We start from the raw sequence: 14,722 nt of genomic DNA, 5'->3' as shown, positions 1-14,722 counted from the left end.
ATTAGCGTTTCTCCTTTTTAACTTTGCCAATACTACGCAAAGCCGCTACTTCACGGAACCATTGTTTAAATGGTCGTGCAGGACTACCTCCCCATTTTTCACCATCCGGAATGTCATTCATAACACCACTACCAGCAGCAATCTGAACATATTTACCTATGACGATATGATCTGCTACCCCAACACTCCCACCAAGCTGAGACATATCACCTATGGATGTACTTCCAGCAATTCCACATTGAGCGGCAATAAGACAATAACGACCAATCTTCACATTATGAGCAATCTGCACTAAATTATCAATTTTGCTTCCTTCACCAATAATGGTATCCTCAAATGTTCCACGATCAATTGTCGTATTAGCACCAATTTCTACACCATCCTCAATAATAACACGACCAAGTTGTGGGACTTTCTCAATTCCAGAAGCACCACCGATATAACCAAAACCGTCTTGCCCAATGCAGGCACCAGGATAAAGATGAACTTTGTCGCCTATCAAAGAATACTGAACTGTTACCTTAGGAGCAATATAGCAGTCACACCCAATACGGCAGTTTTCACCGATAACAGCAGTAGATGCAATAAGAGATCCTGAACCAATCTCAACATTTCTCCCAATAACAGCTCCCGCCTCAATACATACATCACCTGCAAGCTTAGCACTTGGATGAATATGCGCATGCGGAGAGATCTCTCTCTGTCCAAACCAAGGCATTGGTTTAACAGAATCGGGAAATAAGATGCGACCAATCTGGGCAAAATCACGCTGTGGTGTGGACGTCACCAAAATTGCCATAGATTCAGGAACTTTAAAAACGATTTCATTTGTACAAAAAACAGCAACAGCAGAACTTCCTACTAAAGCATCAGAAAACTTCCGATGCTCCACAAATACAAGAGAACCTTTTCCAGCACTCTCAAGCGAAGAAAGAGTATTTATAACTGTGTTAGAAAACTCTGGATTAAGAAGTTTTGCACCTGTCAACTCAGCAACATTAGCAACCGTCAATCGCCGGGACGGCGTAAAAAAAAATGTATCCGCCATCAAAACACTTTCTCTCCCAGCCTATACCCCATTCTCTTTATTTTTTTCTTCTAAAGAAAATTTAAATCAGAACTTCGTAGAAATACCAAAGTTCAATTGCTGCAAACGATCCCCTTCTTGCTTTTTTATTGGCCACGCATAATCAAAACGCAGCGGACCAAACGGCGAATCCCACATCAAACTAACACCTGCGGACGAACGCCATGCACTTTTGATATTTGTAACAGGCGTTTCACCCTGAAAAACAGGTTTATAGTTACTACCATAAAGCGTTGCAACATCCGCAAATAATGCACCACGAAATCCTAACCCTTCAGGCACAACAGGTATGGGAAACTGTACTTCAGCAGTCGCGTTCATATACGTCGTTCCCCCTAAGAAATAAACTTCACCTTTATTGGATACCTGACGCGGACCTATTCCGTTATATTTGAAGCCACGGATCATATCAGTATTTATTTTAAACATATCGAAGATACGAACTCCTTCTCGGCCTATTTCGTGAATATAACCACCACCAAAAGAAAGTAAACCGACAAGATCCATCCGATCAGAAAGCGTTTTATACATCATTGCTTTACCAGTTGTCTTCAAGAACTTTGCATTGCCGCCAAGCCCTGCATATTCCTGAAGAACACGCACATACCACCCATCATGCGGATTCTTCATATCATCAATAGTATTATAGGTTAGACCATAACTAATTGATGAACGTTTCCAGGGACTATGCTGTGCAGCTTGAACAATTGCACCAGAATATTTCCCATATAATTCTCTTATATCAGTCTCTTTACTTAAGTCATATTTTTTACCGAAATCATATTCTTCCTGTATATAAGAATAAGCTAAATTAGCAGATAACTGGTCATTAATAGGTACCGCAAACCGAAGTGATCCACCCGTCTGTCGTACATCATATGCTTTATCAGCGCGGTAAGTACTGCGAAAAATATCAACCCCAGCAGATAAACGATAACCTAAGAAATAAGGATCAACAAACGATAAATTGTAATTACGGGATTTCTCTTGTCCAGCACCTAAGCCTAAACGAACATACTGACCACGCCCTCCAAGATTACGCTCGGTAACAGATACCTCAAGTGACACACCAGGACTTGTACCACCCGTTGTATACCCTCCAGAAAAAGAAAGATCTCCCGTTGGTGCTTCAAGTACATCTACAACCAAGATAATCTGATCAGGTTGATCGGTGGGAACCATTGAAATATTAACGGCTTTAAAAAAGCCTAAACTCTCTAGACGACGTTTTGCTCGCTGCACTAAGGTCTGATTGTAAGCATCACCTTCATTTAGATCAATCTCACGGCGAATAACATAATCACGTGTCTTTTCATTACCACGTATTTCAATACGCTGAACATAAGCCCGAGGACCTTGTTCAATGTTATACAAAATGGAAATTGTATGATTTGCCAAATCACGATTTCCTCGTGGTTCAACTTTAGCAAAAGCATATCCCGAATCAGCAGCTTTATTGTTAATAATTGCAACAGACTGTTCAATATTTTCTGCACTATAAACATCACCGGAACGGGTTTTAAGTATTCCTTTCATAGATTGAACATCAATCCCATCGATATCACTTTCAATCTGAACATCACCAATTTTATAGCGCACACCTTCATCGAGAACGAAATCAATTTCATAAGCATTACGCGCTTCATCAAAAACTGCTTTAGAGGAAATAACGCGAAAATCTGCATAACCACGGTTATAGTAAAAACGACGGAGCGCTTCTTCATCAGCAGCCAAGCGTTCCTCACTATAAACATCACCTCTCAACAATAACGAAAGTATTCCTGAAGGCTTTGTTGAAATCACATCACGTAAACGGCTACTCCCAAAAGCGTGATTCCCCTTAAAAGTGATATTGCTAATCTTTGTCCTGCGACCTTCAACAATATTAAAGACCACATTTACGCGCCCTTTTCCAAGATTAATAGTTTGAATCGTAACAGCGATATCATTACGACCAACAGTTTTATAAGCTTCACGAATCACATTAACATCAGCTGAAAGCTTGGCAGAATTGAAGGGCTCATTGGGTTTTAAAGAAATAAACCGTTTAAGATCAGGATCTTTAAGAGATTTATTTCCTTGAAATAACACCTGATTAACGACTTCATACTCTTTGACCAGCACAACCAGCCTATCGCCTACCTGGTTTATTTTAACATCATAAAATAACCCTAACGCAAAAAGACGCTTTACCGCAAAATCAACATCACCACTGGAAAAACTCTTTCCAACTTTAATGTCTATATTATCTCGAACCACCTGAGCACTTACAAATTTATTTCCATGAACCTCAATGGAACGAACCACAGATGCTTGCACTTCTTCAACCATAGCAATTGATACAAAGGCTGTTGTTGGGGCAATAACCCTCATCCCTAACACCAACACAGATGCTGCATTTAAAAACCTTGAATTCATAGTCATTGGCTTTTGTACCTTATCTTATTCCCTGAACACAACGCCTCAAAAAGCTAACTGCCATAACAATTCTTTTACACAGCGAGACTTCTCACCCCTTAATTACTCATTATAGCGCATGATGCCACAATATTTTGTGGATATGGTAAACGACTTTTCAGTTGTATTTTTCTACTATTACCTAATTTATAAAATGTTTTCCATAATTTAATTAGCTAAACCAACAAAAATAATCATTAAAAAGCGCAAAAAACATAAATAGAAGAACAAAGCAGAGGCCTAAGCGAAAAATAATCTCCCGAATTTTAGCTGATATTGGCCTCCCAGTAATGATTTCAACAACATGAAATAACAAATACCCACCATCAAGTGGAGGAATTGGAAAAAGATTAATAAGTCCAACACCTATCGAAAGAAAAGCTGTAAAATTCAATAAAGAGAGAAAACCTGTTTCACTCACTTGCCAAGCAATTTTAACCGTCTTAGAAGGACCACTTAGCCGACAATGATCTTCTTTCCCACCGAGTAAACGCCCCATAAAAAAAACTGTTTGGGTAACAATAAACGTAGCACGTTTTGATGCCTCTCTCAAAGCTCTGCCAAAACTATAGCGAATATGTTTTACATAAGCTGGATCTAAACGCGCAGGATTATCTGGATCAACAGGAACTCCTACACCCATCAGTCCACTTCGAACCCGATTACCAAATCCATCATCTCGTTCAACTACTTTTGGTGTAATCACCGTCGTAAATACCTGCCCACTACGTTCCATTTTAAATTCTATAGGATCTCCACCATGAAACGTCACATAGTTCATCAAATCTTCAAAACTTTCAACCTGTTGACCATCCATCTCAATAAAACGGTCGCCTAATTGCAAACCGGCCTGAACAGCAGGAGAATCTTTTACGAAAGAACCAACAACTGGTTCAATGGCTACACGACCATATGTAAAGAAAAAAAACGTTAAAATAACAACGGTAAAAAGAACGTTGAACAAGGGACCAGCAAAAACAGTCGCTGCTTTTTTCCAAGCATGCGCACTACCAAATGAACCGTCAACAATCGGAAGTGATTGAGAAGATGTTCCATGCAATCCTTCTTCATCCCCTATAAACTTTACGTATCCTCCCAAAGGAATAAGTGCTAAACGCCATTGTGTACCACGCTTATCTGTGTAACCCACTATTTGTGGTCCAAACCCAAGCGAAAAAACCGATGCCTTAATACCACACCACCGCCCAATGAGATAATGCCCAGCTTCGTGAACAAAAATGATAATCATAATGACAAAAAGAACGCTCAAACTTCTCAAAAGTACGTCGCCCAAAGCAATTATATGATTCAAAAAATCCAAGATATCTTCTCCCGATTAAACCATACAAAAGAGGTTAAAAGGTGTATCCATATTAGACATAAAAGAACCAATTAAATAAAGAAGAAAAGCAGCCCCTACTAACCCATCCATACGATCCATAAACCCACCGTGTCCAGGTAATAAAGAACCAGAATCTTTAACAGAAAATTGTCTTTTTAGCCATGATTGCCCCAAATCACTCATTTGCGAAACAATTGATAAAATGAGCGCAAGCAATAACACAAAAAAAACGGCTGAATTTAAGTCAAAAAACTGAAAAGCAATCAATATACCGCCAGAAACTCCAACAAATGTACCACCAATTGCCCCCATCCACGTTTTATTAGGAGAAAACTGTGGTGCTAATTTAGGACCACCAAACGCACGTCCGCTAAAATATCCAGCGATATCTGTTCCCCACACTATCGTAAATAAAAAGATAACAACCCAGAATCCTAATGGCTCATGCCCCCGTAAAAAGGATAAAGCCACAACCGGAAAACATACATATAAAAAACCAAAAAAAACCCAAACACTCTTTCTCATAGGCCCGATAGCTAACAGTGCTGCCAAAGCTATCAAAATACAAAAGATCAATGAAGCAGATGCATTCGATATCAAAAAGGCGCCAAAAACCAAATAAAAAACACTCGCTAATATTTTTTGTAAAACATGCCACTTTTCTTTAGTAATACTCATCCATTCGTAAAGAATAAAACCACCAATGACCCAAACAAATAAAAAAAATAAAGTGCCCCCAACCCACGTTAAACACAAAGTAATGAAACCAAAAATCAAAGCAGTCAGAATACGAGAAATCAAATTAGACAAAATATCTTCCAAACATAAAATTAAAAAGACAAACTCAAAAGCCTCTGCAAAAAAAAGCTTTGGCTTTGCTACACAGCATTTTTACATTTATATTTTGCACACTTTACCAATAATTTACCATAAATAATTTGCTCTACCAAGATGGTGTTCATAAGACCAATAATCAGTGATAACGACTTCAAAAGCTTACACATAAAGATCAATCCTAAAACACGTTTCCCAATATACCGCTAACTTTAAAAATAAGAAAACACTCTTCACTCACCTGCCAATTATGAAGTTTGTTATTTATTTGATATTAAAGAATTTTTCTAGAAAACTATTAATCATCTGTTCAAAGTAATAAAATATCAAAAAAATTGCGCAGAACAATTCTCTTTTATCTATCCTATTGCTTTATTCGTAATGAAAAGTAAGATTAATTCTTTAACTCACATTACTTTTCCAAAATTTGCTGTGAAATATTTGAACGATCTTTAATTATGATAATATTTTTATTACAGAACTCAACAAAATTAGATTGAGCAAAAAATTTTCATTACTTAGTTAAATAATATGCTCCAGTAAATAGCCTCACTCAAAGTGTAAACAAAGTTTCAAAAACATCTACCACTCCAAATCAATCTTGCCTTCTACACTATACAACAAAAGGCATCTCTTCACACTTCATGCCCTGCTATCAACAGCACACACGACTTGCCTTTTCTATCAATAAGAACAATGTTATAAGATAGAGATATAATATTCTTTTTCTGGTAAAAAAACCGTCTTAAACGTGCATAATTTCAGATTCTTTAACAGCCAAAATCTTATCAATATCGGCAATGGTTTCATCGGTGAGTTTTTGAACTTTTTCGGATAAACCATGTGCTTCATCTTGACCGATTTCACCTTCTTTTTCTAACTTCTTCAAATTATCCATACCATCTCTGCGAACATGACGAGTAGCAACACGTGCTTGTTCTGCATATTGATGAGCAATTTTTACCAATTCTTTACGGCGTTCTTCATTCAATTCAGGTAAAGGAATACGTAAATTCATACCGTCAGTGATGGGATTTAAACCAAGACCAGAATCACGAATAGCACGCTCCACAGCCCCTACCATCGTTTTATCCCAAACAGAAACTGAAAGCATCCGCGGTTCTGGAACAGAAATATTCGCAACCTGATTTATATGTACAACAGAACCATAAGCCTCAACTGTTAACGGTTCCAGCAAACTGGCCGATGCTCTCCCAGTCCGCAATCCTCCTAATTCATGTTTAAAAGCCGAAATAGCACCATGCATGCGACGTTTCAGATCATCCATAATTGATGTAACACTCATATTTCTGTCTCCTTTAATTACACCTTGAAGATTATCTTCATTCCGATACTATTGTAAACCGTCCTGTTCCATTCAATACCTTAGCTAAACCGCTTTTTTCATGAATGGAGTACACAATAATTGGTACATTGTTCTCGCGTGCTAAAGTAACCGCGGTTGTATCCATAACGGATAAACCCCGTTGTAAAATCTCAACATGTGTTAACCGATCAAAACGCTTAGCTGTAGGATCTGTCTTTGGATCTGCAGAATAAATACCATCTACTTGTGTTCCTTTTAGGAGAACATCTGCACCAATTTCTGCGGCACGCAAAGTAGCAGCAGAATCAGTAGTAAAAAACGGATTACCAGTACCACCTGCAAAAATAACGACCCTTCCTTGATTCATATAACCTATTGCTTTACGTTGTGAGAAACTCTCACAAATTTGTGGCATAGCAATCGCAGATAATACAACTGTTTCAACCCCTAATTTTGTCAATGATGTTCGCAATGCTAAAGAATTAATAGCTGTCGCTAGCATTCCCATATGATCACCTGTCACACGATCTCCCCCATGGGAAGCAACAGCAACTCCACGAAAAATATTGCCTCCACCTATAACAATAGCGACCTCTACCCCTATCGCGCGCACTTCAGCAATATCAGCAGCGATACGGTCTGCAACAGAAACATCAATTCCAAAACTCTGCCCCCCCATAAGGGCTTCACCAGAAACCTTTAAAAGAATACGTTTATACTGAAGTGCTAATGTCATTGATAATCTCCCCAAAAGCATATTTATTTTTTGCTTTTGACACCACTAAGGGCACCACTTTGCTACGTGACGCCCTCTTAATAATAATTATACTCTTTATTACCAGTAATTTTATAATCAATGGTATGATTTAAAATCTCTGATCAATCATTTTAAAATGGCTACCCTTTTGCAGCAGCTGCAACCTCTGCAGCAAAATCAGATTCTTCTTTTTCCACACCTTCGCCCAGCGCAAAACGAATGAAAGCTGTGATTTTTGCCGGCGCACCAATCGATTTTTCAGCATCCTTCAAGGCAGCATCAACAGTAATATCAGGGTTCATAACAAAAGCCTGAGAAAGCAAAACAACTTCTTCAAAAAACTTACGCATGCGCCCCTCAACCATTTTTTCAATAATATTTTCAGGCTTTCCAGATTGACGTGCTTGCTCTGAAAAAATTGCTTTCTCACGCTCAATAGCACTGGAATCAACATCTTCCGCTGTTAGCGCTAACGGATTGGTTGCAGCAATATGCATTGCAACCTGCCTACCAAAAGCAGCTGCTGCCTTCTTATTTCCTGTCGTTTCAATAGCAACCAAAACACCAAGCTTGCCAAGTCCCTCAGCCACACTATTATGTATATAAGTAGCAACAACACCATCCTCAACAGAGAGTTTAGCAGAACGACGAAATGTCATATTCTCGCCAATTGTCGCAATTGCATCTTTAATTGTAGCCTCTACAGTCTTCTCAGAGCCCGGATAAAAAGATGCACAAACAGCATCAATACTCCCCTCTGTTCCCAAAGCAGCTGTTGCTACATTGCGCACAATGTCTTGGAATACATCGTTGCGCGCAACAAAATCTGTTTCAGAATTGATCTCAACTAAAACCGCGCTTAAATCTTGTGATACAACTCCAATCAACCCCTCAGCCGCCGTACGACCAGCCTTTTTATCTGCTTTGGCTATTCCTTTTTTACGAAGCCAATCAACAGCAGCCTCCATATCACCATTGGTCTCTGCCAGTGCTGCCTTGCAGTCCATCATACCAGCGCCTGACAATTCTCGAAGTTCTTTTACTTGTGCAGCAGTAATGCTCATATTTGCCTCTTTATTCTGTAACTGTAAAAGGCGTGCAAAAAGAAAATTCTGTGCACGCCTATAACCTTTTGTGTAGAAAATAAGTACCTACCTAATAGGCGTTTTCTTTAATATTACTCAGAAACCGGAGCAGTATTTTCCAAAACAGGATCCACAGGTGCATCAGCTTGAGCTCCTAAATCGATACCCATCGCACCTTGCTGACGAGCAATACCATCAAGAGCCGCACGAGCAAAAAGATCACAATAAAGAGAAATAGCCCGCGAAGCATCATCATTGCCAGGAATTGGATGATCGACGTTGTCAGGATCGCAGTTAGTATCAATAATAGCAATAACAGGGATACCTAAACGTTTTGCTTCTTGGATAGCAATATTTTCTTTATTGGTATCGATAATAAATATAAGATCTGGAACAGATCCCATATCCTTAATACCACCAAGTGCACGGTTAAGCTTTTCACGATCACGTTCAAGATTTAAACGTTCTTTTTTGGTAAAGCCTTGCGCTTCAGCAGCAAGAATTTTGTCCAGTTTACGCAAACGCTGTATCGAATTAGAAATTGTCTTCCAGTTTGTCAGCATACCTCCGAGCCAACGCGCATTAACATAATATTGTGCCGAACGATTCGCTGCATCTGCAATAATATCAGAGGCCTGCCGCTTGGTACCAACAAAGAGAATGCGACCACCACGTGCAACCGTATCCGAAACAAGTTTAAGCGCTTGGTGTAAAAGTGGAACAGTCTGAGCAAGATCAATAATATGAATATTATTACGCTGACCATAAATATAAGGGGTCATCTTCGGATTCCAGCGATGTGTCTGGTGACCAAAGTGTACACCTGCTTCTAAAAGCTGGTGCATAGTAAAATCTGGTAGTGCCATAAATTTATCCTTTCCGGTTTAACCTCCGCGGAAAAAGTAGGGAACCCTACTACCGGCGGACGCTTGCTAGACTTTCCTTGCAAACACCCAAGCTCCGCGTGTGGAATGAAATAACCATACTAATATTTGATTCTTTTTCAAGTTATTTTATACAATCATTTAACGCTTGCATTGACATTTAATGTTTGCATTGATCAAGGCTTTTCTCACCGTCAAGAAATTCAAGACTGTTCAATTTTGCACGTACTGCAAAAGCTCCATAATCTATATGAAGATCACGCATTACACCATTTTCATGTAAGAGAAAGCTGGTACGATAAACAGGTAAGCCATCTTTTTTTTCTATATCATCAAAATAAGAAATCGTAACGGGCCAATATCCCTCCTCATCCAATTTTCCCAACTTTTCCGTTTCATCATCAGAGAGCTGCGTCTTCTTTTCCCCAATAATTATACTTTCTTTTATGACTTTGTCTGCTTTATCAGTTCCATCAAATACGGTAGTATTATAAAAATGACGACCCGCTTTTGCATGCCGTATGATACTCTTAAGTTGCATAATTGGAAACTCAGCCAGTGCAAGCTTGTATTCCTTATCCTTTGGCTTTTTCAGTTTTATTATAATTCCATCTTGAGTACGTTCAGCTAAACCTTCGACATTATGCGCAACCTCTTGTCCAACCTGATCTTTAACACTAAAATGAAACGTCTGACTGTCACCTGTTTCATAACTCGTTGTTTGTTGATCAGTTAAGCGCACTGGCATATCTTCAATATGGATACGACTGATAAAACGAAAACGTGTTGTATACCCCTGACATACTGAACCCGTGAGTTCATAAACCATTCGCCCAGTCATCCCCAAAATTGCCATGTCATGAGAAGCACTATCAAGCTGAAAATCGTAAACAGCTCGATGAGGAGCAACAAAAATAGACTCCTCAGCTCTTGCTGCACATAAAAAGGCAATATATAAAACTATTACAAATAATAATCTGCTCATTCCCAACTTCCAATTTTATTGCCATTGCATACCATCATAGACGAAGACAAAAAAGGTCACCGTCTTAATTAACCACACATTTCCTTCAATCGAAAAATAGTTTATGCAATAAATGTATAATAGAATAGCTATGGAGTTTAAATTATGACCAACGCAATTGAAAACCATCTCAAAAATTTTGGAATGACTCTGCCAGAAGCAACACAACCTATTGCCAATTATGTAACAGCTTCACAAAGCAGCAACCAACTCTTTATCTCTGGACAGCTCCCTCTTTTTGATGGAAAGCCTGTAGCAACCGGTAAAGTTGGTGCAACTGTCAGCACTGAACAAGCAAAAAAATCAGCCGAAGTCTGCGCACTCAATATTCTTGCACAAATTAAAGCAGCTCTGGGTGACTTAAATAAAATAAAACGCGTGGTAAAAATTACTGTTTTTGTTGCTGTAGATCCTCATTTTACTGATATTCCTCTTGTCGCTAATGGAGCTTCTGATCTCCTCGTCAATATCCTCGGTGATGCTGGAAAACACGCCCGTTCTGCTATTGGTGTCGCCTCTCTTCCTATGGACGTTCCAGTAGAAGTTGAAGCTATCATAGAAATCTAGACTTTTATTAAATGATAGAACACCTAATACAAAACAAAAATTGAATGCCCCCTCTTTGTCAACCCTACCAACTTTCGCACTCTTTCATTTTGAATTAAAAATTTAAACTCAAAACGAATAAAAGGAAATATTTGTATGAAACAAGCTTATGATAATAATAATATTTTTGCGAAATTAATTCGCAATGAAATCCCTTCCGTCCGTGTCTATGAAGATGATGATGTTATTGCATTCATGGATATTATGCCACAAGCACCAGGCCATACACTGGTTATTCCAAAAAAAGGCTCTAGAAACCTCCTAGACGCAGATACTGAAACATTATTTCCAGTTATCAAAGCTGTTCAAAAAATCGCCAAAGCCGTCAAAAAAGCCTTTCAAGCAGATGGTATAACAGTTATGCAATTTAATGAAGCTGCTAGTCAACAAACCGTTTATCATCTCCATTTCCATATTATACCACGTATGGAAGGAATAGAGCTTACCCCCCATAATAATATTATAACGCCTACAGAAATACTTGAAGAGAACGCAAAAAAAATTCGAGCTGCTCTTTAAAGAAATTTTAAGTTGCTGAGCTTTTTCTTCCCACACGTTTTTTGCTAAAACGTGCTGTTTTTCTGTTCTTTAAACCAACAGATCCATCGGAAGATGAAATTTTTAACTGTAGCTTCTCTTTTCCTCCATTTGGTCTGTGTGTCAATACGCGAACCATGCCACCATTGCGCAACTGTCCAAATAAAATTTCGTCAGCGAGCGGTTTCTTAATATATTCTTGTATAATACGCCCCAATGGGCGCGCACCCATCTGAAAATCGTATCCTTTATTGGCAAGCCAAACCATTGCAGAAGGACTTAACTCAAAACAAATTCCCCGATCAGCCAGTTGTGCCTCAAGCTGAAAAATAAACTTTTGCACAATCTGATTGATAATTAACTGAGATAAAGGTGAAAATGGAATAATTGCATCTAGCCGATTACGAAATTCCGGTGTAAATAAGCGATTGATCGCTTCTATATCGTCACCATCGCGATGCACCTTGCCAAATCCAATAGCCGACTTTGCCATATCTGAAGCACCAGCATTGGTTGTCATAATTAAAATGATATTGCGGAAATCAATTTTTTTGCCATTATGGTCTGTTAATTTTCCATAATCCATTACCTGCAATAAAATATTAAAGAGCTCTGAATGGGCTTTCTCAATCTCATCCAGCAATAAAACTGCATGAGGCTTCTGATCAACTGCATCTGTAAGGAGACCTCCTTGATCAAACCCTATGTAACCTGGAGGAGCTCCGATTAAGCGCGCCACCGTATGCCGTTCCATATATTCTGACATATCAAAACGCAACAGTTCAATTCCTAACGACGATGCAAGCTGTTTTGTAACTTCAGTTTTTCCTACACCTGTTGGTCCTGAAAATAAATAACTTCCTATTGGTTTGTCCGCATCGCGCAATCCTGCTCGCGCCAATTTAATGGAGGATACTAATACCGAAATTGCTTGATCTTGTCCATAAACAACATGCTTGAGTTCCCTTTCAAGCTTGCTAAGCATCTTCTGATCATCGCCCGAAACTGTTTTTGGCGGAATTCTCGCCATAGTAGCAACAGTCGCTTCAATTTCTTTGACACCTATACTTTTTTTTCGTTGTTTTTTTGGCAAAAGCCTTTGTGCTGCACCGCTTTCATCAATAACATCTATTGCTTTGTCAGGTAATCTGCGATCAATCATATAACGTGAAGATAATTCTACGGATGCCTTCATCGCCTCATCCGTATATTTGATCTGATGAAAATCTTCAAAGTAAGGCTTTAATCCTTGCAAAATCTTAATTGCGTCGGCAACAGAAGGCTCGTTAACATCAATCTTCTGAAAACGACGTTCTAAAGCTCGATCTTGTTCAAAAATTTTGCGATATTCCTTATAAGTTGTCGAACCAATACATCGAATAGTTCCGGAAGATAATGCAGGCTTTAAAAGATTTGCCGCATCCATATTCCCTCCTAATGTAGCTCCTGCTCCAATCAATGTATGAATTTCATCAATAAATAAAACAGCATTTGAATATTGCTCAAATTCTTTAATAAGTTGCTTTAATCGTTCTTCAAAATCACCGCGATAGCGTGTGCCAGCAACAAGCCCTCCCATATCAAGGGAAAATATCGTTGCATTTGATAAAACTTCAGGCACTTCCCCATCAACAATGCGTTTCGCCAACCCCTCAATTATAGCTGTTTTTCCAACTCCAGGATCACCAACTAAAAGCGGATTGTTTTTCGATCTTCGACATAAAACCTGAATCATGCGTGAAATTTCAACTTCACGACCAATTAATAAATCAACTTTTCCATTACGTGCTTTACAATTGAGATCAATACAATAAGCAGTCAGCGCACTTGTTACCTTTATACTATTATCCGATATCTGCTGATCCAATTGATCTTCGAGATCTTCAAGTAACATGGATAATCCATCATCACGCGTGATACCATGTGAAATAAAACGCACTACATCATAGCGTGTCATGCCCATCTCTTGAAGGAAATATGCTGCATAACTTTCACGTTCAGAAAAAATTGCAACGAGAACGTTTGCCCCAGATACTTCATCTTTCCCAGCTGACTGAGCATGAATCACTGCACGCTGGATAACACGCTGGAAAAATGTTGTCGGTTTTGTATCCTCATCATTTCTCATTTGTGCATCTAATTCTGATTGGATATAGTTGGTTAAGCGCTCTCGCAATTCTTCCACATCTACCTGACAAGCCCGAATTACTGAACTTGCATCAGCATCATCTAGAAGAGCAAGGAGAAGATGCTCTAATGTCGCATATTCATGTCGCGCTTGATTAGCAATTGTTAATGCCCGATGCAGAACCTCTTCAAGACTAGGCGTAAAAGATGGCATAAATCCTCACTTCCATTCCATTACACATTGTAACGGATGTTCATTTTGACGTGCACACTCCCTAACTTGTATTATTTTCATTTCAGCTACTTCGTAATTATAAATTCCGCATTCACCTACTCCATTTTGATGAACACTTAACATAATATGCATTGCTTCTTCGAAGTTTTTTTTAAAAAAGCTCTTTAAAACAAAAATAACGAAATCCATAGGTGTATAATCATCATCCAGTAAAAGAACACGATATAGTTTAGGTTTTTGAAGTTTTGATCTCATTTTGGGCATTATAAAAGCATCATGCCTGTATTCATCCCCATTCTTGCCTTTTTCATTGTGCATAAAATGAGTTATGGAATTTTTTATTAGATTTTGTGCCATTATCATTTCCTGCGCAGGAGACCTGTTATTAATCTTAAATTCTTTCATAACTATTGCAACAAC

Annotated in this window: 13 protein-coding genes; 2 read left to right on the top strand and 11 right to left on the bottom strand. The window is 38.7% G+C overall.

All coding sequences use genetic code 11. The features are described from left to right. Position 1 precedes the first annotated feature (1 nt). The 9 genes from lpxD to AYT27_RS03215 form a co-directional block, all read right to left on the bottom strand. Positions 2 to 1,048 carry a UDP-3-O-(3-hydroxymyristoyl)glucosamine N-acyltransferase gene (gene lpxD / locus AYT27_RS03255; protein ID WP_011180553.1) on the bottom strand — a complete coding sequence of 349 codons (1,047 nt, stop codon included), beginning with the start codon at positions 1,046 to 1,048 and terminating at the stop codon, positions 2 to 4. Positions 1,049 to 1,114: 66 nt separating this feature from the next. After that, positions 1,115 to 3,511, bottom strand: coding sequence for an outer membrane protein assembly factor BamA (gene bamA, locus AYT27_RS03250; RefSeq protein ID WP_011180552.1), 2,397 nt, complete (start codon positions 3,509 to 3,511; stop codon positions 1,115 to 1,117). A 205-nt stretch (positions 3,512 to 3,716) separates the two neighbouring features. After that, positions 3,717 to 4,865, bottom strand: coding sequence for an RIP metalloprotease RseP (gene rseP / locus AYT27_RS03245; RefSeq protein WP_011180551.1), 1,149 nt, complete (start codon positions 4,863 to 4,865; stop codon positions 3,717 to 3,719). Between the two features lie 15 nt (positions 4,866 to 4,880). Continuing rightward, entirely contained in the window at positions 4,881 to 5,696 is an 816-nt protein-coding gene (locus tag AYT27_RS03240; protein WP_011180550.1) for a phosphatidate cytidylyltransferase, read from the bottom strand. Positions 5,697 to 6,465: 769 nt separating this feature from the next. Beyond that, positions 6,466 to 7,026 carry a ribosome recycling factor gene (gene frr, locus AYT27_RS03235; RefSeq protein ID WP_011180549.1) on the bottom strand — a complete coding sequence of 187 codons (561 nt, stop codon included), beginning with the start codon at positions 7,024 to 7,026 and terminating at the stop codon, positions 6,466 to 6,468. 37 nt (positions 7,027 to 7,063) lie between these two features. Then, positions 7,064 to 7,783: a UMP kinase gene (gene pyrH, locus AYT27_RS03230; RefSeq protein ID WP_011180548.1), complete on the bottom strand. Its 720-nt coding sequence runs from the start codon at positions 7,781 to 7,783 to the stop codon at positions 7,064 to 7,066. A 161-nt stretch (positions 7,784 to 7,944) separates the two neighbouring features. Then, a complete protein-coding gene (gene tsf, locus AYT27_RS03225; RefSeq protein ID WP_011180547.1) occupies positions 7,945 to 8,868 on the bottom strand; it encodes a translation elongation factor Ts in 924 nt (307 codons plus the stop codon). Positions 8,869 to 8,981: 113 nt separating this feature from the next. After that, positions 8,982 to 9,755, bottom strand: a complete 774-nt coding sequence (gene rpsB, locus AYT27_RS03220) for a 30S ribosomal protein S2 (RefSeq protein ID WP_011180546.1) — start codon at positions 9,753 to 9,755, stop codon at positions 8,982 to 8,984. A 178-nt stretch (positions 9,756 to 9,933) separates the two neighbouring features. Further along, positions 9,934 to 10,758: a cell envelope integrity EipB family protein gene (locus AYT27_RS03215; RefSeq protein ID WP_011180545.1), complete on the bottom strand. Its 825-nt coding sequence runs from the start codon at positions 10,756 to 10,758 to the stop codon at positions 9,934 to 9,936. Positions 10,759 to 10,902: 144 nt separating this feature from the next. On the opposite strand from AYT27_RS03215, the gene AYT27_RS03210 reads away from it, so the two are divergent. Together AYT27_RS03210 and AYT27_RS03205 are read left to right on the top strand one after the other, a co-directional pair. Continuing rightward, complete coding sequence (locus AYT27_RS03210) at positions 10,903 to 11,364, top strand: RidA family protein (RefSeq protein ID WP_011180544.1); 462 nt, start codon at positions 10,903 to 10,905, stop codon at positions 11,362 to 11,364. 135 nt (positions 11,365 to 11,499) lie between these two features. Next, on the top strand, positions 11,500 to 11,922 hold the full coding sequence (locus AYT27_RS03205; RefSeq protein ID WP_011180543.1) for an HIT family protein: 423 nt from the start codon (positions 11,500 to 11,502) through the stop codon (positions 11,920 to 11,922). Between the two features lie 7 nt (positions 11,923 to 11,929). Here AYT27_RS03205 and clpA read toward each other — a convergent pair whose 3' ends face one another. Together clpA and clpS are read right to left on the bottom strand one after the other, a co-directional pair. Beyond that, positions 11,930 to 14,281, bottom strand: coding sequence for an ATP-dependent Clp protease ATP-binding subunit ClpA (gene clpA, locus AYT27_RS03200; RefSeq protein WP_011180542.1), 2,352 nt, complete (start codon positions 14,279 to 14,281; stop codon positions 11,930 to 11,932). A gap of 6 nt (positions 14,282 to 14,287) precedes the next feature. After that, on the bottom strand, positions 14,288 to 14,659 hold the full coding sequence (clpS, locus tag AYT27_RS03195) for an ATP-dependent Clp protease adapter ClpS (protein WP_011180541.1): 372 nt from the start codon (positions 14,657 to 14,659) through the stop codon (positions 14,288 to 14,290). Positions 14,660 to 14,722: the final 63 nt, after the last annotated feature.

The organism is Bartonella henselae str. Houston-1, from assembly GCF_000046705.1.
In the GTDB taxonomy this organism is placed as follows: domain Bacteria; phylum Pseudomonadota; class Alphaproteobacteria; order Rhizobiales; family Rhizobiaceae; genus Bartonella; species Bartonella henselae.
This window is presented reverse-complemented; position numbering and strand designations above follow the sequence as displayed.